Source organism: Lactiplantibacillus xiangfangensis (assembly GCF_001438845.1).
GTDB lineage: Bacteria > Bacillota > Bacilli > Lactobacillales > Lactobacillaceae > Lactiplantibacillus > Lactiplantibacillus xiangfangensis.
In genome coordinates, this window is sequence record NZ_JQCL01000029.1 from 41,566 (window position 1) to 62,923 (window position 21,358).

A 21,358-nucleotide genomic window follows, 5' to 3' on the forward strand; every position below is an offset into this window, starting at 1 on the left:
TCAGCAATGCTTCGTTCAAAACAAAAAAAGCGCCCGACGAAAACTCGTTAGACGCTTTAAAGACTTTATGAGATTGATCATTCTACTAGCTTATTATGCCTTCACGGGGTAGCCGTTCAAGGAGTGGGCTTGATTGGTTTTTAATGAATAACATAATAATTAATGCTTCAGATTTAAATTAGCAGTCATCTCCTAAAGCAATTCTGCTTATCATTAACCCTTGTTTGCACCAGTCATCCCTTGGACGAAGTACTTTTGCAAGAACAAGAAGATTAAGAAGATTGGAATCGTTGAGATAATAATTAAAATCATGATTACACCATAGTCAATCGAGAAATTGGTGTTCGCGGACAAGCCAGAAATCAATAGTGGCAAGGTCTTTTGATCATCACTTTGCAATACGATTAATGGCCACATGTAGTTGTTCCAGGCACCCATGAAGGAGTAAATTGCAGCAGCCGCGAAGGTTGAACGCAATTGTGGTAATACCACGCTCCAGAAGATTCTTATTTCACTGGCGCCATCGATCCGTGCTGACTCAATCGTATCGATTGGGAACGTTTCCAAGCTTTGATGGAAGAAGAAGACCAGGAACACTGACATAATCCCAGGTAAGACAACGGCCCATGCCGTGTTAACCAATCCCAATTTTGAAACCATCCGGTATAAAGGAATCATCAATACGGAGAATGGAATCATCATGGAAGCGATAAAGATTGAATAAATCCAGTTTTTACCACGTGAACGGTAAATTTGGAACCCGTAAGCCGCTAAGGAAGCCACGATAATTGAGAGTACCGTTACCTCTGTCGCAATTTTTAAACTGTTCCAAAAGTCACCAATCAGGTTCGTTTGGGTAAAGGCGTTATGCCAATTGACCATGAACTGGTCACCAATCGACATTTTCCCAGCTAAGATATCAGCTGAAGAGTTCGTACTTTCGATCACCATCCAAACAAATGGGAAGACACTGATGAAAGACATAATCAAAATAAAAACGTATTTGAGAACCGAGCTTACTTTTCTTGAGCTAGTCATCGTTCTTCGCCACCTTCATTTGAATTAATGAGAGAATCAAGATAATGAACATTACAACGTATGACATTGCAGCGGCGTAACCAAAGTTTGGCACGTACTTGAATGAAACGTTGTAAATGTACATTGCAATCGTGGTCGAGGAGTTCGCTGGCCCACCATTAGTGATGTTCATTGGTTCATCAAACAATTGCAACGTACTAATCGTTGATTGAACAGCCGTAAATAAGATAATCGGCCGTAACGCTGGTAACGTAATGTGCAGGAATTGTTGAATCTTTGAAGCACCGTCAATTTCAGCGGCTTCATAAATTTCTTCAGAAACGTTTTGTAATCCGGCTAAGAAGAAGATCATGTTATAGCCGGTCCACCGCCATAGTAATGCTAAAATAATAACAATTTTAGCCATCGTTGGATCAGTTAACCACGGAATCGGTGATGAAATAATATGCAAGCCGTTCATCAAGAACTTGTTAATTAAACCATCGCTTGAAAATAACATTTTGAACAAGATAGAATACGAAACTAAAGACGTTACGCAAGGTAGGAAGATTAATAACCGCCAAAAGCCACGTAATTTCAACATCTTAGAATTCAAAACAACCGCTAGGATAATTGCAAATAGTAACATGATTGGCACTTCAACAACTAGGAATAAGAAGGAATTTCCTAACGAACTCCAAAACGTTGTATCGTGGAACAGCCGAACAAAGTTACCAAAACCAACAAACGTACTACTATCACCAGACAGTGATGAAAAGACCAGTTTTACGGAACTGAGAATCGGGTAAATCATAAAGACTGCGAAACTCACGATCGACAGACCGATAAACCACCAACCCATCCGATTAGTTCTCTCATTTACACCATTCATACTTGATACCCTCCCAAAACGACAATCTCATTTAAGTCAATTATTGATTAGTTACTACCAACTTGTGACTTGTAAGAACTTTGAATCTTCTTGATGGTTGCGTCTAAGCTAGTCTTACCAGAGTAGTAATTGTTTAAGTTACCAGATAAGATGTTTTCAACTTCGCTAGAGTGGATACCGTATGATACAGATGGAATCTTGTTCAAGTTTTGCTTGAAGTATTGGTTGACCTTCTGATTGTAGAACGTATCGTTAGTATTCCATTCTTTGTTAGTCATAGCTGGTTTGTAAGTCGTAACGGCAGCTTGTTCCTTGAGAACTTTACCGTAGAACTTAGAATTGCCATCAAACATGGTCTTTAAGAACTTCTTAGCGGCGTTATCAGCTTTGGCATTGCCAGTGTTTAAGGCGTACCAGCTTGAGCCACCTTCGTTAGTTGAGTTAGTTGCACCCTTAACGTTTGTCAAACGAGGAACCGTTGCAATACCCCATTTGCCAGAAGACTTCTTGTCAGCTTTAAGTGATGCTGAGAACCATGCACCTTCAACAACGGCTAAGTTATTACCATTGTAAAGAGCTTTGTTACGAGCGTTAAAGTCGCTGTATCCAGTAACTAAACCGTTGTCTTTTAATGACTTAACCGTCTTCAATGATTGTTTGAAGGCCGTTGAGTTAACATCTAATTTACCAGAATCATCAAAGTACCAGCTACCAGCAGATTGTAGCATTTGGCGAACTAAGTCTGGATCTTCACCAACTAAGGCACCAGTACCTAAGATGCTCTTGCCACTACCTTTATGAACCTTTTCTGCTAACTTCATGAATTGATCCCAAGTAATGTTGTTCAAGTCTTTAGCTTTTACACCATACTTGGCGAAAACATCTTTACGATAGAATAATGCGGAAACACCGGAATCAAATGGCATACCGTAAGTCTTGCCCTTGTAATTAACGACACTCTTCTTGTATTTAGAGAAGTTACTCAAATCAACGTTTTGAGTTAAGAATGAGTTTTGATAAGAAGAAATGAGTTTTTGAGAACCGTAATCTTCAATCTTGATAATGTTTGGATAGTTTTTCTTATTACCAGCTGATAATACGGTTTGAACCTTGGTATTGTAGTCACCTTGAGTTTGAACCTTGAAAGTAACGCCTGAATTCTTATGTTCGGCGTTATACATCTTAACCGCCGTCTTCATAATTGGGACGTTAAAGTTCGGGTCATCCGCCCAAATCGTTACCGTCGTTTTACCATTTGATGATGAACCCGAGTTAGAGTTGCCACAAGCGGTCAACAACGTTGTACTTGCAAGCACCACCCCTAAACCGAGCAAAGCTTTAGTAAACTTTTTCATCACTGTTTCCTCCTTTTGTGTACCACAACTTAAATTAACAATACCCATTATGTAACCGTTTACAACTAGCGTCAACCGGATTTCTATCACATAATTTAGTAAAAATATAACGAATCTCGGTTTTTACCTGTTTTACCTTCTTTTTTACTCGAATGTCAGCAAATAACAGAACAATAAGTCGTTCATATCCTTCAAATCAAACCCCGTTGTCGTCTGGAATTTTCGCAATCGGTATTGCAGCGTATTGCGATGAACATACAATTGTTTAGCCGTATTGCTGATGTTGCCACCATTTTGGTATAGCGTCGTAATTGTCGCCCGCGCGTCCGGCATCGAGAGCAATTCGTGCTTACTACGCACAATGAGTTCGTTTTGGCTTAACTGCTTTTCAAAACAGTACTTTAATATGCTGTTAGCAATGGTAAAGATCCGCCGACTCGTGTTCTGCTGAATTTGAAACTGGAACAACTCACGTTCACGTGCAAACACCGCACTCAAGTGGTTGTCAGCCGGCCAATACTGGCCGATATATAGCTTCGACGCACAGTAAAAATCGTTATCCAACGTCTGACTGATTCCTAAGAAATCATCACTGGCAAAGATTTTGCCATCTAACTTTTCGACCGCAATCGCCGTGTCCGCACTAATTAGAAAAGCATCTAGTAATGGGTGTTCAAACATTGATTGAAAGGCCGCCAACCATTTTGCAGGTGGAATCGTTGCGTCTTGATTAATGATTTGAATTTGAATGATACGTACCATCTGCTTGGACGTTGTCGCCGGCCCCTTCTCACCTAAAAACAACTGCCGAAACCAGCGGTGCCCGTTTGCCAGTAATGTCTGGGTCGAACTTTGATCGTGGACTAACAGCTTAAGCATCGCAATTTCGCGCGGCGTTAGGCCGGTTGCGGGGAGGACCAGCCACTCGCTCCCCAGTGGAAAGTTCAAGTATTGGTCATCATCAACGGCCGTTGCTTGGAGGACCGCCTGAGGAAAAATGGTTTTGATCTGATTAATATCCATCGTGTCGAACTCCTTAACTAGTAAAACTTTTAGTAATAGTTTGTGCAAACTGACAAAATTATTTTACTTCTTTTGTTCAAGATTAGCATATCTTTGTATCCGCTTTCAAACTATAATCAGTTATGAAATTAAAACTAATGAGGACGTGAGCTAAATGGCTGAAGTAAATTTAAAGCACATTTATAAAAAATACGACGGTGCGGACGACTATTCCGTGACTGATTTTAACTTGGATATCAAGGATCGAGAATTTATCGTCTTTGTCGGACCTTCAGGTTGTGGGAAATCAACGACTTTACGGATGATTGCCGGCCTTGAAGACATCTCCAAGGGTGACTTAGTCATCAACGGGAAGAAGAGTAACAAACTTCCTCCAAAGGACCGTCAAATTGCCATGGTCTTCCAAAACTACGCCCTCTACCCACATATGACCGTTTACGGCAACATGGCCTTCGGGTTAAAAATCCAAAAGAAGGACAAAGCCGACATTGATAAGCGCGTTAAACACGCCGCTGAAATCTTAGGCTTAACCGAATACTTACAACGGAAACCAGCCGCCCTTTCAGGTGGTCAACGGCAACGGGTTGCTTTAGGTCGTGCCATTGTGCGTGACGCCCCAATCTTCTTAATGGATGAACCCCTTTCTAACTTGGATGCCAAGTTACGGGTTTCCATGCGGGCTTCCATCGCCAAGTTGCACCAAGACTTGAACACTACCACTATTTACGTGACCCATGATCAAACTGAAGCCATGACTATGGCTGATCGAATCGTCGTTATGCGTGATGGTAAGATTCAACAAGTCGGGACACCCGCTGAAGTTTACGATAAACCCGCTAACGTCTTCGTCGGTGGCTTTATTGGCGCCCCTGCCATGAACTTCTTCAACGTTACTTTAAACGACGGTAAGATTACCGATGACAAAGATGGCTTTTCACTCAAAGTTCCAGACGGTCGCCTCAAAGCTTTGGTCGCAGCCGGCTATGATGGCAAGTCCTTCATTCTCGGTATTCGTCCAGAAGACATCCATACTGAAAATGCCTTCTTAGAGACCTTCCCAGAAAACACCATTCACGCCGAAATCGTTGTTTCAGAACTCCTCGGTGCCGAATCACAACTTTACAGCAAGGTCGGTCAAACCGAATTTGTTTCTAAAGTTAACGCCCGGGACTTCGAACAACCCGGCACGAAGATGGATATGGGCTTTGACTTAAACAAAGCGCACTTCTTCGATGCTAAGTCAAAACTTGCAATCGACAACGCCATAACTAAATAATCACTCATAAGCCTAACCAAGTTTGCGGAACCCTAGATCCGCAAATTGGCTGGGCTTATTTTTTTAGGATTGAATAATTGTAAAACTCTCAAATAATTACTATACTATATAATCAGTAATATATTATAGTAATTAAAAACAAAGGAAGCGTTTCGAATGGATCCTAAATTTCTCGCCGTTATCAAAGACAGCACGCCCGCAACCATCGTCACCGTTAACGCCAATCCAGCGCACGTTGTTAACACTTGGAGTCATTACATCAAGGTCGTTGACGACCACACCCTCCTGATTCCTTCAGCTGGTATGCATTCAATCGAAAATGATTTTCCAACCGATAATCACCTCACGATTACCGTCGGGAGCTACAAAGTTCCTGGTACAACCGGGACTGGTTGTGGCTTCCACATTCACGGTACCGGCCAGTTTAAAACTGACGGCGCCTACTACGATGAAATGAAAGCCAAGTTCGATTGGATTCGCGCCGTACTGCTCGTAACCATCGACGACATCGAACAAAAAATCTAGCCAAATAAAAATTCTTGCTCCCGCAAATCAGCGGTAGCAAGAATTTTTTTAGCCTTTAAAGATTAATGCGTCGCAACGGCTGCCGATTTCTTTTCTGGTAGGCCATCTAAGAAGTTGTTAAAGCATTGCTTCAAGAAATGTACACTACCATCATCGTTCAGATGATCATGTTCATCGAACTTCGTCCCAGCTTGTGGCAACATAAATTCGTTTCCTGGCATCACTTGTGCATCAACACCTGGTGAATCCAAAATTTGACGTAAGTTCATTTGGGCACGAACCGTTCCTTGAATCCCAAGGGAAGTCCCCACGATCATGACCGGCTTCTCCTTGAATGAATGTTCAGCACTTGAAAGCCATTCAATGGCACTCTTCAACGCAGCGGGTACGGAGTGATCGTATTCAGGAACCCCGATGACAACCCCATCTGCAGCTTCAATCTTAGCAGCTAACGTCTTAACACTAGCTGGTTCTTGATCGATGTCGTCTTCATTGAAAAGTGGTAAATCTTTAATTTCACAAATTTCAAAGTTAACTTCAGTTTCAAATAAATCTTTCATCGCAAAGAGTAATTTCCGGTTGTATGACTTGGAAGCGTTCGTCCCAACAACGGCAACGATGTTAGCTTCGTCATCACCAGCAGCCGTTTGCTTCTTCGCATTTTCGCTAGCTGCGGCACCGGCAACATACCCGGAAGAAATGCCCCAGGTATTCATCATACTTGGCATTGAATCGTGACCATTGGCACCACCGATGACTTCACCAGCACCAAAGTAGTTGGCAACGGGTGCGTCCTTAGTGGTCAATAATTGTAAGTTATCAGCGTTGACACTGTAACCACCTAACGTCGTTGCAAAACGGTCCCGTTGTTCAATTACGTAGAAGGTATCGCCTTCAAATTCGTGTAAGTACTTCGGATCACGGCCAAATTCTTGGTCATGGCCGTCCTTAACGAAGCCTTGGTAACGTTTGATCGTTGCTGCTAAAGCAGCGCCGTCAATGCCAGCTTCCTTGGCAACCGTGCTCAAATCACCCTTAACAAAGATTGGGCGCTTCGTTGGGTCAGCAAAGAACTTCTTAATTTCTTCTGCTGTAAAGTCATGTAAGACCAGTAAGTCGTAAACTTTCTTCCAAGTCCGTTCGTCCATAACTAAGTAGGCGACTTTGTCGTCTTGTTTTAGAATGGCGTTCCGGAAAGCGGTGTAAACGTTCGATTCGTTAACGATCCGTTCACCCTTACTGTTGACGTAAAGGGCACCCATATCAGTGGCTTCCTTGGAAGCGTAAGTCGTTAACTTAGCCACGCCGGGTTCAACTTCAACACCGTGTGGATAGATCTTGTACCAGCCGAGGTCGTGGGTCTCTAAGTTCAATGCATCGTTGAACTGGTAAGCATCACCAGTTGACGTCATTGGACCGTAGTAATCGATCCCATTGCTTTCGTCGCCGCGCATCTTTTGGTTAGCACCGTGACCACCGGTAGCTAAAACAACGGACTTTGCTTTGATCTTAAGAGTCGAATCGTGTTGCTTAGCAACCACACCATTTAAGCTATGTTGACGATTAAAGGTGAGTTCTTCAACCCGTGCGTCTAACAGAATTTGCCCACCGGCAGCAGTGAAGGCTTTAGAAACCTTTTGAATAAATTCAAAGCTGCTGGCACTTGGTAATTCGATTTGACGATTGATTGAGTGTTCTGGGGTCTGAGTTTGCGCCTTTTGATAGTGCAAATCAGCGAACTTGCTAACAAAGTCGATGGCAGAACCAATGTTATGGACCATTAAGTCAGTTAAAGCGGGATAATTGGTATCGCCACTTTCACGACTAACATCCTGGGCTAACATTTCAGGTGTGTCATGGTTGTTATCAAAGATTTGTGCGGCGACGTTTGAGCCCGTCCCAACAACATTGGAACCGTTCAAAATGGTGGCGCCACCCATATAACCGTTCTTTTCAACTAAGATGACTTTTTGTCCCATCGCTAAAGCGCGACAGCCGGCAACTAATCCAGCTTCACCACCACCGATGACTAAAACATCGGTTTTATAGTTCTTGGTTTCCGCCGTTTCCTTCTTCTTTGGTGTTGGGACAACGTTAATGCCGGCACCTTCAACCGCTTTGTCAGCGGAAGTTAATAAAGCTTTGGTCATGACGGTCGCACCACTAATGGTGTCAACGTTAAATGACTGTTCAGTAATAATATTATGTTTTAATTTATCAATGACTTGGTTAAAAATCCCAGACGTTTCGGAATGCTTCAAAATCTTTAGATCTTTAATCTTATTATCTTTTAAATCAACTTCATAGTTGATAATTCCGTTATGGCCCATTGCTTGGCCTTTTACTTGTTTACTACTCAATATAAAACACTCCTTTGCGTCGCGGCTTTAAGCCACTCGTAACCGTTACTTGTTGTTTTCGATCAATAAAAATAGCTTCAGTTCCGGGCAACTCTTCAATTAAAGCTGCACCGGCCTTCGGACCTTTGAAATAGGTGACCGTGGAAAGTACCTCGGCCAACTCAGACTGGTCAGTAACCACCGTAACTTGATCCAATTGATTCTCAACCGGATAACCGGTTTGTGGATCCAGAATATGGTGATAGCGGTGACCGTTAACTTCAAAGTACCGTTCAAATATTCCGGAAGTAACCACGGTTTTGGCGGGCATTTCGACTTGTAACCCGGGATAGCCACGCGGTGCGGCCGGGGCCTGGACGCCGACCTGCCACCGTTCATCCGCCGTTAGCGGATTGGCACCTAACAACTTGACGTTGCCACCCAGGTTAACAATCGCGCTTGTTATCCCAGCCTGTTGCAGCTGAGTCACAATTTGATCAGCGAAGTAACCCTTCGCAATGGCACCAAGGTCCAGCTGCATGCCAGCTTGTTTCAGAAAAACGCTATGCTGTGTAGCGTTTAGTTCCACCTGATCGAGATTCATCAGTTGCAACCGTTCCTGAATCGCTGGTGCACTTGGGACTTGATGACCACCAAAACCAATCTTCCAAAGTTTAACTAAGGGTCCAATCAACACGTTAAAGCTATCAGCGTGCTGACGGGAATAATTCAATGCATCATGAATCAACTCAAAGCATTGCGGACTCACCGTTACGGCCTTTTTTCCAGCGGCCTGATTAACGGCACTTAGCTCCGAATCCTGCCGATTAACCGAGAAGATTCGATCCATCTGTTCTAAGTAGTCGTAGACGGCTTCAATCGCCGTCTGACGTGGTTCAAATAAGGTCAGGGAAATCACGGTCCCCATCATTGTAAATTGTGAAACGAACTTTTTCTGGGGTACCGCCATCTGCCTGACCTCCATGTGACATGTTTAATTAACTAAGTTTCAAATCTTCGAGTTCTGGACGTAAGTGGTCCAAGGCGATTTGGCCTGGTGCGGAAGCCGCACCGACCGTCGCGAATGATAAGCATGAGCCAAAGACTTCGCCGGCTAACCGTGAAACCTTCCCAAGGTCACCCATGGACATCGTAATCACAGGTTGACTCAAGGTCTTACGAGCTTCGTTGGTTGCGGTTAATAACGTTAAGACGTCATCAGCTGACTGCGGCATAACGGCCATTTTAGCAACATCCGCACCGAAGTCAACCATGCTTGTCAAACGACCAACGATATCTTTCTTCGAAGGTGTTTTGTCAAAATCATGGTTACTCATGATCACAACAACATTGTTGTCATGAGCCTTAGCGACTAAGCCTTTAACGTCTGCTTCATCATGGTAACGTTCTACATCCAAAGCATCCGTAAATTTGCCTGCTAAGACATTTTCACAAACTTTAAAGTAGTCGGCATCGCTTAATTCAAGCGCGCCACCCTCACCGTGTGTCCGGAAAGTAGTCAATAACGCGATTGAGCCAAGGGCACTCCGTAACCACTGACCAGTTTGTTGTAGTTGTTTAGCATCGGTGACGCCTTCAAAGAAGTCAATCCGCCATTCAACAACGTCTGGTGCGGCCATCTTAATGGGATCAACTGCGGCTAAAATGTCTGCGGTCGTCTTCCCAGTAATCGGAACGGCTAACTTTGGCCGGCCACTACCTAAACTGATATTACGTAATTTAACAACTGGTTGTGTCATTACTTGACAGCTCCCTTCTGACTAGGCTTGCCAAACAAGTGGTAGTAACGAACGGTAATCAATACGGCTAAGACAAATCCAATTAACGCAATAATAACGTCGAATAAGAAGATGTTAGCGATATTGGTAGACATCATCCCGGTAAACAGTGGAATCGTGAAGGAAGCAATCGAACCGGCCGTGTAAAATACCCCGGTAATCGTCCCTTTGCCTGCTGGGAAGAAGGTTGACATGATGGTCAAACCAAGTTGTAGAACCCCACCAGCGGCTGAGAAACCAACGACAAACGACATGATGGAACACATAATTGCTGTTGGGAACATGTACATTAATAATAGTGAAATAAATGAAATCAACGTGTAAACGCCTAAGAATTGAATTTCTTTAACGGCGCGTTTAGCCAACGCAGCGGTAACTAACACACAGACAATTGAACCGATACTGTAGTAACTAATTAACGCGTGTGACCCGGCATCACCCATTCCGGCGACCTTAGTCCCGTATTGGCTGAGCCATTGACTAACTAGGTAGAAAGTTGCTTGTGCAACGTAACCATAGAGTACGAATAACGTCCCATCAAACCAGACGTTACCTTTGGAAACTGGAACATCTTCTTTTTCTGCTTCTTTTTCTTCAACCTTAGCGTCTTGGTTAGCAACTGGGAACTTGCCAGCGAAGAGCATGAAAAGTAAGTTGACGATTAAGACAACGATACATAAGATGAATGACCAGCCGTACCAGAAATCGCCGGCAACTAAGAAACTGACGAACAGTGGTAAACCAAATTGGCCTAAAGAAACGAACGCTTTAATAATAACGTTTGCGGATCCTTTAGATTCGGGGAACATTTCCATCAAGGCTGGATACGTCCCGGAATCCAAGAAGGAGTTTGCAATCCCCGCTAGAATCCCAAAAATATAAGCTACCGTGATCGAAGTGCTGACCAATATCCCACCGAAGAACAGCAGGTACGTGATCACCCCTAAAACAACGAACGGCTTCCGACCAAATTTATCAGATAACCACCCGGAAACGAGCAATACGATCAAACGCCCGATCCCAAGGGAAGAAATGACGATGGCCACACCACCAACAGTGGTATTCCAGTGTTTAGCTAGCGCCTCCATGTTTTGCGCTAAGATGATAACGCCCATCCCGTGAATAAAGTAGTTTAGATATAAGCTTATCGCGGTAGGCATATACTTATTTTTCATATTAAACCCTCATTATTTTTTGTCATCGAACAAGATTTGGCGAATGTAATCAACTGGCATATCTTCGCCAGTCCAAAGCTTGAAAGCAGCCGCACCTTGAGCGAGCATCATGCCTAAGCCGTTAAAGACGTGCTTAACACCGGCTTTTTTAGCAACCCGCATCAACTTAGTTTCACGTGGGGCGTAAACCGTATCGAAGACAACTAAATCAGGGTTGTTGAACCAAGTTGGGTCATCAACTAAGGTCTTGTCTTCCAAAGGCTTCATCCCAACACCGGTTGAATCAGTGTAAATAAATGAGCTTTGAATTTCTTTCTTAAAGTCGTCACGATCTTCTAGTTCATGTAAGGTTGCGTGGCAATCAGTCTTTTCGTTGATTAAGGCAACGTTGCGTTTAGCGTTTTCCCATTCAGCATCATGTACGTTAAAGATTGACATTTCCTTAACGCCATCCAAAGCAGCTTGAACAGCAATGGCAGTCCCAGCACCACCGGCACCAGCTAAGGTCATCTTTTGGCCACGAATGTTAATTCCTTCGTCATCCAAAGACTTCATAAAGCCAATCCCATCAGTCGTGTAACCGGTTAAAATTCCGTCGTCGTTAACAACCGTGTTAACAGCGCCGACCATTTCAGCAGCTGGGTCTAATTTATCTAGTAAAGGAATAACCTTTTGCTTGTTTGGCATTGAAATGTTTGAGCCGCGCATATCCAAGGTCCGGATCGATTCAATAGCAGAAGGTAATTTGTCGTTGCCCACTTCAAATGCTAAGTATGCGTAATTCAAACCTAATTTTGCAAAAGCGTTGTTGTGCATGGTTGGTGACATCGAGTGCCGAATAGGATAAGCCATCAAACCAATTAATAAAGTATGTCCGTCAATACGTTCTGTCATGTTAATCCACTCCTAAAATATTTTTTATTTGGTGATTTGTTACTCAATTCACTTGTTATCTTAGCAAAATGCTTTAATATAATAAATATGAATGAGTCGTTAAATCGATTGAATTTCTTTATGAATGGAAGGGGTATCATTGATATGAATCTTAGGCATTTAGAATTTTTCAAAGAATTAGCCCGTACTCAACACATGGCAAAAGCGGCCGAGAATCTTGGTATATCCCAACCTTCGCTCAGTTATGCAATTAAAAAGCTGGAAAAAGAGATTGGCGTTCCATTATTCGAACCAGACGGCCGCAATATCAAATTAACACCGATTGGATCGGTCTATTTGAAGTATATTGTCGCCAGTTTAAACGATTTATCACAAGGTAACGAGCTCGTCCAACAATTAATGAACCCTGACAGAGGTCACATTAACTTGGGCTTCACATACACCATGGGACAACAGCTCGTCCCCGAATTAATTACCGAATTTCAAATTGATTCGCAAAATCAAGCCATTACCTTTGACCTTGGTCAGGGAAATTCTCTCAACTTACTAAAGGACCTCGCCGATGAAAAATACGACTTAGTTTTTGCCTCTAACGTCGACAAACTAGGCGAACAGCCCACGTCGAACCTATTTGACTTCATTCCTATCGTTCAACAAGCGATTGTTGCCGTTTTACCGCCCAATCACCCGTTAGCGCAAAAAGAAGCTGTCACAATTCAGGACCTGGCACCCTACCCAATGTTGTTGTTTTCCAAAAACAGTGGGCTACGGCCGTTGATTGATCAAATTTTAGACGCCGCCAACGTCAAGCCGAAAGTGGCTTACGAAATTGAAGAAGACCACACCATGGTGGGCTTCGTTCACTTTAATTTGGGCGTTGCCATCATGCCACACTTGCCCCTGCTAGACCAAAATAGCGTCGTTGTGAAGCCGCTAGCCAACCAGCCGTTACAACATCAAATTTACTTGATTGTTAAACGGAACCACTTCCTGACGCCATCGGTCCACCGGTTTCAAGAATTTAGTCGCAGCTATTGCTGGAAACATTACACGAGTCAGGAAAAGTTACTTTAATGTTTCAACGTTAGAAGTTGACAAATTTCAAACGTACATGCTAATCTGTTGATAAATAAATTAAGGGTGGTGTGCCGATGTCGGCCGTTTGTTAAGGTAAGAGATACTGCGAAAAGTTGGTTTAAAACCAGCTTAGTTTCGTGTACCCTTATGCTTGGCAAGAAACGACGGCTGACAACGGTCACCGGATCGCTTTTTGTGGTGCAGTGGGTAACTGCGCCTTTTTTGTCCAACCAACAAGGGTACTGACTTGTGAAAGGATTATAAAATTGACAATTAATTTAACAACGTATGGCCTAACTAACTATTTTGAAGACCTCGCTCAGGCAACCCCCGAGCTGACCCTAGCTCGCATCATCTCCCAACATCGGGATTTGTACCAAGTCGTTAGCGAACAAGGTCAGCAACTGGCGCAAGTCAGTGGCAAACTCAACTATCAACTAACGGACCCGACCAGCTATCCGGCGGTTGGGGACTGGGTCTTAATGACGGCCACGTCAACAACGGATCAGGCCGTCATTGACCAAGTTTTGCCACGGCAGAGCTTACTGGCCCGCTCAGCGGCTGGGACCGGCCGTCAGGGACAGGCCATTGCCGCTAATTTGACCACGATCTTTATTTGCATGGCGTTAAATGGCGACTTCAACGTCCGCCGACTAGAACGCTACCTGACCATGGCTTGGGATAGTGGCGCCACCCCAGTCGTGGTACTGACCAAGGTGGATTTGTGCCCCGTTTTAGACGCTAAGATGGCCCTGTTAGCCGACAGCACAATGGGCGTCGACGTTATTAGTTGTTCCGCTAAGACGGGGGCCGGTTTCGATGCGGTCAACGCCTACCTGCTACCTGGCAAAACGGTGGCGTTCATCGGTTCCTCAGGTGTCGGCAAATCAACTTTAATCAACCATTTGCTAGGCACCGAAGCCCTGCTGACAAAAACGATTCGTGAAGACGATGCCAAGGGCCGCCATGCGACCACGGCACGCCAATTAATCGTCTTGCCGCAAGGTGGGTTAGTGATCGATACACCGGGAATGCGCGAATTACAACTTCTGAGTGGTAACTTTGACCAAAGCTTTGCCGACGTCACGGCGTTAGCAAAGAATTGTAAGTTTCGCGATTGCCAGCACCAAGGGGAACCCGGATGTGCCGTCCAAGCGGCGATTGCAACTGGTGAACTCTCAGCAGACCGCTTAGCCAGCTACCAGAAATTGCAACAAGAACTCGCCTATCAAGGTTTAACGGCCCGTGAGCGTGAAAATGCCAAAATCGAGCGACTGTTTGGTGGTAAAAGTGCCATGAAACAAGTCGTTAAGCAGGTTCGGCAGAAGAATAAGCGCCGGTAAACAGAGTGGACCAGAAGGCGAAGAGCTTGTGAGCATTAACGTGGAATCAGGGATTATTCCGGGGTTTGGAATGGGCCCTGATTCCGGGTTAAGCGGAACAAGCTGCCTTTTGGGGCACGTTTCGACTAGCAAGATGCCATAAAAATAGAGGATCAGAAATCGGTTACCAATGATTTCTGATCCTCTATTTGAGTTATATTTGAGTTATATTTGAGTTATATTTGACTATTACTTTTCTTCTAACAAGCTAATCCGTCACTGGATCTTCCTGATTTCCTAAGGAGATAACGATCAAGCTACAGATAACCCCAACGACCGCGATGGCAACGTCGAACCACATAATTTCACGAATGCCAATCGCTGAGATCCAGGCGGTAAACACCGGAATCGTGAAGGACGATAGCCCACTCGCCGTGTAGTAAATCCCGGTAATGCGACCCTTGGCCCGTGGGAAAACGTCACTCATAATCGTTAAGCCTAATTGCATGACCCCACCAGCAGCGGAACAGCCGATAACAAACGAACTGACTAGGGCAACGCCCCAAGTTGGAACCATCGTCAAGACAAGCAGTGCCACTAAGGAAACACAAGTATCCGCAAGCATAAACCAGACTGGCTTAATAAACCGCTCAACTAGCAGTGCCGTCACAACGACCCCTAAAATCGACCCAACACTGTAGATGCTGACCAGCATCCGCGCGTGAACCAAGTCGAGGTGAATAACGCTGGTACCGTACTTCGTTAACCATTGACTGACTAAGTAAAAAGTTGACATTGAAATGTAACCAAAAATCGTTAAAACGACACCCAAGATCATCTTCTTGACCGTCATCTTAGTTTTCCCACCAGTCGCCGTCTTTTTTTCGGCCGGCTTCGTCGATAACTTAGGGAAGGTCCGGTTACGTAGAAAGATAAAGTTGAAGACCATCAAAACGACGCATAAAACAAAGGCCCAGCCATACCAGAGGCTGAAATGATCTAATCCGGCAACTAAAATTGGCAGTAATAATTCACCAATTGAAGCAAACGCCTTGATCATAATGTTAGCCGTTGCTTGCCGGTTAGGGTAAAGCTCCATCAACGCCGGGTAAGTCCCGGAATCTAGGAATGAGTTCGCCATTCCCGCTAAAATTCCAAAGAAATACGCCGTGATGATGTTTGGCGATATGATAATTCCTACAAAAAATAATGTATAAGTTAAAATTCCTAATTGAACAAAAAATTTGCGACCCCACCGGTCAGAAAAAGTACCGGCTAAGTATAGCACTAACAAGCGCCCAATCCCCAACGATGAAATGACCAGTGAAACACCAGCGTCATTGACGTGCCATTGGCGTCCAAGCACCGTCATGTTTTGCGCCAGGATCACAATAGCCATCCCGTGAACGAGATAGTCAAGGTACAAACAAATTGTCGTTTTAATTCGTTCTGTCGAAGTCAAATGAGTCACCCGTGCTTTGCTTTAATTTGAATTGAGTAACAAAACACTATTTGCTCATGTATTAACAACCATCATAAAAGTAAACGGTTACATTTGTCAAGGGTAGGAACGAATTTCCATCGTTTTCTGAAAAATCAGTGTCTTGTTTCACAAGTGGTTCTACTAAAAAAAGATTCGGACTATTTTTGCCCGAACCTTTTACGTTTCATCCAATTACCACTATTTAGGGTTCTCTGTTATCTAAACAACTATGCGAATGACTATTGATTACTATCCATCTTCTTAAAACGCCGATTAAGCTCGGCCTGATTAGCCTCACTGTAAAACGGATCTTTGACTTCAAATGGTAATCCACCTTCAGCAATACTCTTCTTAATAAAGATATTAATGGCCGTTGATAGGCTGAGCCCTAACTCATCAAAAATTGCCTCAACCCTCTTTTTATCCGCTGAAGCAACTTTGACAGAAATTGAGTCTTTCATTTTTTCAGTATCTGACATCATTCTCACCCCACTAGGATAGCAACATAAAACGCATATATGAATTAGATTAAACCACTTTCAATTAACGCTTATTTTTGTCTTTTAAAGAACCACGGAAATCCTACGCTCGCCAGCGCCAAGAGCAGCACACCTGCGATTGACCGGTGATTATTCTGTTCATCAGTCTGTGGTAAGGACGCCCCTGCCTTAACAGCGGCCTGCGCAGGTTGCACCGGCTTAATCGCTTGATGCTGTAACTGGGTTGGGCTAGTTTGGTAACTAGCCTTAACTTTAACCGTATCTCCCGTTGGTCGTTGCGTTGGATTCTGCTTCGCGTGTTCTGCAGATGGCCGGTTTTCAGGCTTTACCGAGGTCGGCTGTTGGCCAGGATTGGCTGGCGTTGTCGGCTTCGGTTGTTGACCTGGATTTTCCGGTGTTGGTTCTGGATTTGGAACCGGATCTGGCTTCGGTTCAGGTGCTGGCTCTGGATCCGGTTCTGGTTCAGGTACTGGTTCCGGATTTGGCTCTGGCGTCGGCTCCGGATTTGGTTTCTGACCGTTGTTATCGTCACCGCCATCACCGGGTTGTTGTTTGGCTTTAAGCACCACTCGGGTTTGAGCAGTGTGCACCGTTCCCAACTGATCCGTGAATTGATACGTCACAAGATAAGTTCCCGGTTGATTTAACAAGACTGGGTTATCAATCTGAAGTTTGCCAGCATCAACAGCAGTCCCATCAATGTCCGTCGCTTGTAAGACATTGTCCGTAGCGTTCCACGCATCGCCAACCGTGAGTTGAACATCCTCATTTTTGAGGGTTAGAGCGGCTTGATTTTCTAAAACGGTCACCGCCGTAGTTGCCGTGTGTAACTTACTTTGACGGTCTGTGAACCGGTACGTGACCAAATAGTGCCCTGGCTTCGTCGAATCAACATTACTATTGATAATCACTTGGCTAGGATCAACCGCACTACCGTCAATGTCGGTCACATTGGCAAGGTTATCGGTGGCCTCCCAAGTAGTGCCCGCATAAACTTTAACAGTATCTTTTTTTACCGTTAAACCAGCCTGACTAGCTTTTACCGTCACTAGTGTGGTTGCTGTGTGCGTCTGACCAAACAAATCGACAAACCGGTATGTCACGGGATAATCGCCCGCCTTGGCAGTATTGACCTGACCATCTATTTGTAGCAATTGCGCCCAGTTTTCAGCTAAAACGGGCTCACCGTCTGAATCGGTCAGCGCGCTGACATTGTCGAGTGGCGACCATTCATCATGCTCGTAAATGGTAATATGGTCCGATTTAAGTTGCAAACCAGCATGGTTAACACCCGCAACAACGGTAACAATCGCCCGTTGACTGTGCGTTCCGTGACCATCACTGAAACTATAACTAACTTGGTATTGACCTGGTCGTTTTAGATTTGAGACAACGTGGCCCGCATCGTCCGTCATAGTAACTGTCATCTCTTCTGGAGCGACCGTTTTACCAGTATCATCGACAGTCGCAGCCACGTTAGTTTGTGGATCCCAATGGTCATCGGTTGAAACATTGAGGTTGTCCTGCTTCAGAGTTAACCCATTGACGACAACGGTGACCGTCTTTTGAACCGTGTCCCCAAATAGATCTGTAAACAGGTACGTCACCGTATAATTTCCGGGAATACTACTATCGACAGTATTACTGGTGGTAACGTTGCTAAAATCAACGGCACTTCCATCCGCATTAGTCACCCCTTGTAGATGAGCCATTGCCTGAAAAGTATCATTTAGTTCCAGCACGATGTTATCCACTTGGATATTGTCCTGGTTGGCTAAAATCGTTAACGCTACGGGACCAGAAGTGCGTATAACGTTATCACTACCAGGATAACTGTAAGTAACCGTGTAGCGACCGGCTTTTGTTGGATCGATATTATTCACAATAGCGTTACTTGTTGCATCACGTAGCGTTACGGTCATCTTATCAAGCCCAAGTGCTTGGTTATCATCATCAACGGCTTGATCAAAATTGTCGGCTGGCTTCCACTCCGCATTGGGGTGCGCAATCATCGTAACATCCTTGCCGACAATTGTTTGCCAAGTCCACGTCCCCGCTACCGCTTGATCATTACCATACCTGGCCATTAAAGCTGGTGCCGTTAACCTCTCGCCAGTATCAGCATTCACCCATAATCCCGTAATAGTATTGGCAGACTGAAGACCAGCGGCAAACAAGTCAGCTTTCATATCATCAACACTTTTATACCCGAATCCCTTGGCTATATCTGCCAACGTAATATCCGCAATTCCTGGAGTGCTTGGATCTAGTACCATAACATCGCTAACTTCATTCATCGGCCAATCCATTTTCAATCGAGTATTCGCACCTAGAACTAAAACCTGCGGATTAACCATGTTGTCCTGTGGATCAGACAGAATTGAAGATATGTTAAACCACCTAAATGTTCTTAATCCAAAGCCATTAGAACCATGCACTTTATTGACAATGTTTCGCGTATCAAAATTCGCAAGATTCAAGTATTTAAGGGCCCCATCACCCAAAAACATTTCATACACACTCTTAAGGTTAGGGGTCTCAAAGTTGCGTAAATCTAAGCGTCCGAGTTTTATATCATTGTTGAACATGTATGACATATCAACAACATTTTTGGTATCAAAATGGCTTAAATCTAAACGCTCAAGTTGCGTATCATTGCTGAACATGTATGACATATCAACAACATTTTTGGTATCAAAATGGCTTAAATCTAAACGCTCAAGTTGCGTATCATTGCTGAACATGTATGACATATCAACAACATTTTTTGTGTTGAAACTAGAAACATCTAATTCAGTTAAGGCACCATCTTCTGAAAACATCCCCAACATGTTCGTTACTTGTGAAGTATCAAATTTAGAATTATCATTTGCAAAATTAACAGTCGTTAAGTGCTTATTATTAGCAAACATCTTTGACATATCTTTAACATGACTTGTATCAAAATGACTTAGGTCGATGGTCGTAAAATAATCTTTTGCCTTCAAAGCATTCGGATTAACATTCTCAAACATCGATGCCATGTTGGTTACATTACTAGTATCAAAGTTAGCAATATCGCTAGTAGAAAAATTATCGGCCCGGGAAAACATCCCTGACATATCCTTGACATTCTTAGTGTTAAACCCGCTCAAATCCATTGCAGATAAATCTGAAAAATAAAACATATTGGACATGTTCGTCACATTATCAGTTGTGATCTTCTCAAAATGCTTAATCGGTTCAGTAAAATATGTCCCTCGAAACATGCCGGACATGTTAGTCACTTTTTTAGTGTTAAAGCTTGCAAGATCTATCGGTGTGTGATCATTATGAAACATGTCTGACATGTCGGTCACTGAACGTGTATCCAATTTGGAAATGTTTAATGAGGTTAAATCCGACATAGTGTGAAACATTGACGCCATCGAAGTTACATTAGAAGTATCAAAGTTTGACAAATCTAATGTTTTTAACAACGAACATTGGTTAAACATGTATGACATGTCGGTTACATTAGAAGTATTAAAACTCGATACATCAATCGCTGTTGCGCCAGAACAATTATCAAACATGTGTGCCATGCTAACAACATTGGAGGTATCGAGGCCCGACAAATCAATCGTCTCACCACCAGCGTTTTCAAACATCCCAGTTAGGTCCGTTACGTTATCCATATCAAGTTTCGAAAAAGTGAATACTTCATTGTGTAATCGAACACCATCAAACATGTGTGCCATTGTTTTGACTTCACTAGTAGCTAAGTTAAATGTTACTTTGTCATTATCTTCGTTAGAAGCCCAGATAGATGCTTTAGAAAACATCCCAGTCATATTGGTCGTATTACTCGTGTCTAAATTAGTCCCGTCAGCCAAAATATTACCGTTAAATCTTAATCCCGAGAATAGATAACTCGCATCTTCTCCCACGACAACAGGACCGTTAAGCTGTAATGTCAGTTGCGGCTTTGAACCATCAACCTGATAGTTATTCCAGTCCAGTCCCTTCCAATCCGTCACTTTGCCATCAGCATCCGCTGTAACTCCAGTATCAGCCAACGTTCCGGGACCAATCGTCAGGATTTTATTAACCGTATCAACCGACCATTTACTAGTCCCAAGTGTCCCCGAAGTATGGTCGTTAACTGCCGCGACTGGAGCTACCGGTGCCACCATCCTAAGACGATAGCTCGCTAGTTGCGCTTGGCTAACTGTTTTAACCCTTGCCATGGATTTAACAATTACTGGTCGTGCCGCACTACTATCTTTAACAGCTGAGCTGGCTTCTGATACTGCTTGAGAACTGCCAACCTGACTTAGAGCGCCTGTCTGAGACTGTTCAGATTTAGCTTCACTACCGGCCTGACTTTCATTGACCACACTACTGGCAGGAGTCCCCGTTTCAGAGGCTGGCTGACTAACCGCTCTCGCCGCACTAGCTTGCGATTTATGGGACGCCGCTGCCGAAGAACTTGCTACACTTATCGTTGACTGTGCCGCACTACTCCCCTCACTAGTAGGGCCAGTCGTGACCTTCGTATTTACACTAGCAGTCACATGGGCAGTTGGTGCTACCGTATCCGCTTGAACGACTTGATTATTGATCTGCCAAGTCAGTAACGCCGCCCCGGCCATTAACCAAAAACGACCGGTTACTTTTCCCACATGGACTTCGGTCAATTGACCGTTTTTTACCATCTTCA

The 21,358-nt window shown here is 43.9% G+C and carries 16 protein-coding genes; 4 read left to right on the plus strand and 12 right to left on the minus strand.

The annotated features are described in order from the left end of the window. Positions 1 to 213: 213 nt before the first annotated feature. From IV64_RS02630 to IV64_RS02645, 4 genes are all read right to left on the minus strand, one after another. Complete coding sequence (locus IV64_RS02630; protein ID WP_057705616.1) at positions 214 to 1,038, minus strand: carbohydrate ABC transporter permease; 825 nt, start codon at positions 1,036 to 1,038, stop codon at positions 214 to 216. Beyond that, on the minus strand, positions 1,031 to 1,909 hold the full coding sequence (locus tag IV64_RS02635; protein ID WP_057705617.1) for a carbohydrate ABC transporter permease: 879 nt from the start codon (positions 1,907 to 1,909) through the stop codon (positions 1,031 to 1,033). The genes IV64_RS02630 and IV64_RS02635 overlap by 8 nt, the downstream gene beginning before the upstream one ends. Positions 1,910 to 1,956: 47 nt before the next feature. Beyond that, the gene (locus IV64_RS02640; protein ID WP_057705618.1) at positions 1,957 to 3,264 is read right to left on the minus strand and encodes an ABC transporter substrate-binding protein; all 1,308 of its coding nucleotides are present in this window, start codon (positions 3,262 to 3,264) and stop codon (positions 1,957 to 1,959) included. Between the two features lie 144 nt (positions 3,265 to 3,408). Continuing rightward, complete coding sequence (locus IV64_RS02645) at positions 3,409 to 4,287, minus strand: helix-turn-helix domain-containing protein (RefSeq protein ID WP_057705619.1); 879 nt, start codon at positions 4,285 to 4,287, stop codon at positions 3,409 to 3,411. 154 nt (positions 4,288 to 4,441) lie between these two features. Between IV64_RS02645 and IV64_RS02650 the strand changes: the two genes are divergently transcribed. Both IV64_RS02650 and IV64_RS02655 read left to right on the plus strand, forming a co-directional pair. Next, on the plus strand, positions 4,442 to 5,563 hold the full coding sequence (locus IV64_RS02650) for an ABC transporter ATP-binding protein (RefSeq protein ID WP_057705620.1): 1,122 nt from the start codon (positions 4,442 to 4,444) through the stop codon (positions 5,561 to 5,563). 156 nt (positions 5,564 to 5,719) lie between these two features. Next, positions 5,720 to 6,088 carry a pyridoxamine 5'-phosphate oxidase family protein gene (locus IV64_RS02655; RefSeq protein WP_057705621.1) on the plus strand — a complete coding sequence of 123 codons (369 nt, stop codon included), beginning with the start codon at positions 5,720 to 5,722 and terminating at the stop codon, positions 6,086 to 6,088. A gap of 62 nt (positions 6,089 to 6,150) precedes the next feature. On the opposite strand, the gene IV64_RS02660 is transcribed toward IV64_RS02655, so the two are convergent. Genes IV64_RS02660 through IV64_RS02680 form a run of 5 tightly spaced genes read right to left on the minus strand, consistent with a single transcriptional unit; the run spans position 6,151 to position 12,295 of the window. Continuing rightward, complete coding sequence (locus IV64_RS02660) at positions 6,151 to 8,448, minus strand: FAD-dependent oxidoreductase (protein ID WP_057705622.1); 2,298 nt, start codon at positions 8,446 to 8,448, stop codon at positions 6,151 to 6,153. Beyond that, positions 8,441 to 9,397 carry an FAD:protein FMN transferase gene (locus IV64_RS02665; protein WP_057705623.1) on the minus strand — a complete coding sequence of 319 codons (957 nt, stop codon included), beginning with the start codon at positions 9,395 to 9,397 and terminating at the stop codon, positions 8,441 to 8,443. The genes IV64_RS02660 and IV64_RS02665 overlap by 8 nt, the downstream gene beginning before the upstream one ends. Positions 9,398 to 9,425: 28 nt before the next feature. After that, a complete protein-coding gene (aroD, locus tag IV64_RS02670; RefSeq protein WP_057705624.1) occupies positions 9,426 to 10,187 on the minus strand; it encodes a type I 3-dehydroquinate dehydratase in 762 nt (253 codons plus the stop codon). Then, a complete protein-coding gene (locus tag IV64_RS02675) occupies positions 10,187 to 11,401 on the minus strand; it encodes an MFS transporter (RefSeq protein ID WP_057705625.1) in 1,215 nt (404 codons plus the stop codon). The genes aroD and IV64_RS02675 overlap by 1 nt, the downstream gene beginning before the upstream one ends. A 12-nt stretch (positions 11,402 to 11,413) precedes the next feature. Next, a complete protein-coding gene (locus IV64_RS02680) occupies positions 11,414 to 12,295 on the minus strand; it encodes a shikimate dehydrogenase (RefSeq protein WP_057705626.1) in 882 nt (293 codons plus the stop codon). Positions 12,296 to 12,439: 144 nt separating this feature from the next. Here IV64_RS02680 and IV64_RS02685 point away from each other — a divergent pair, with 144 nt between their 5' ends. Both IV64_RS02685 and rsgA read left to right on the plus strand, forming a co-directional pair. Beyond that, positions 12,440 to 13,369, plus strand: coding sequence for a LysR family transcriptional regulator (locus tag IV64_RS02685; protein WP_057705627.1), 930 nt, complete (start codon positions 12,440 to 12,442; stop codon positions 13,367 to 13,369). Between the two features lie 269 nt (positions 13,370 to 13,638). Beyond that, the gene (gene rsgA / locus IV64_RS02690) at positions 13,639 to 14,715 is read left to right on the plus strand and encodes a ribosome small subunit-dependent GTPase A (RefSeq protein ID WP_057705628.1); all 1,077 of its coding nucleotides are present in this window, start codon (positions 13,639 to 13,641) and stop codon (positions 14,713 to 14,715) included. A 247-nt stretch (positions 14,716 to 14,962) separates the two neighbouring features. Here the strand turns inward: rsgA and IV64_RS02695 are convergent, their stop codons facing one another. The 3 genes from IV64_RS02695 to IV64_RS02705 form a co-directional block, all read right to left on the minus strand. Further along, the gene (locus IV64_RS02695; protein ID WP_057705629.1) at positions 14,963 to 16,156 is read right to left on the minus strand and encodes an MFS transporter; all 1,194 of its coding nucleotides are present in this window, start codon (positions 16,154 to 16,156) and stop codon (positions 14,963 to 14,965) included. Positions 16,157 to 16,416: 260 nt separating this feature from the next. Next, positions 16,417 to 16,656: a type II toxin-antitoxin system RelB/DinJ family antitoxin gene (locus IV64_RS02700; protein ID WP_057705630.1), complete on the minus strand. Its 240-nt coding sequence runs from the start codon at positions 16,654 to 16,656 to the stop codon at positions 16,417 to 16,419. Positions 16,657 to 16,727: 71 nt separating this feature from the next. Next, positions 16,728 to 21,353 (minus strand): BspA family leucine-rich repeat surface protein, encoded by a 4,626-nt coding sequence (locus IV64_RS02705; RefSeq protein WP_237757305.1) that lies wholly within the window; start codon positions 21,351 to 21,353, stop codon positions 16,728 to 16,730. Positions 21,354 to 21,358: the final 5 nt, after the last annotated feature.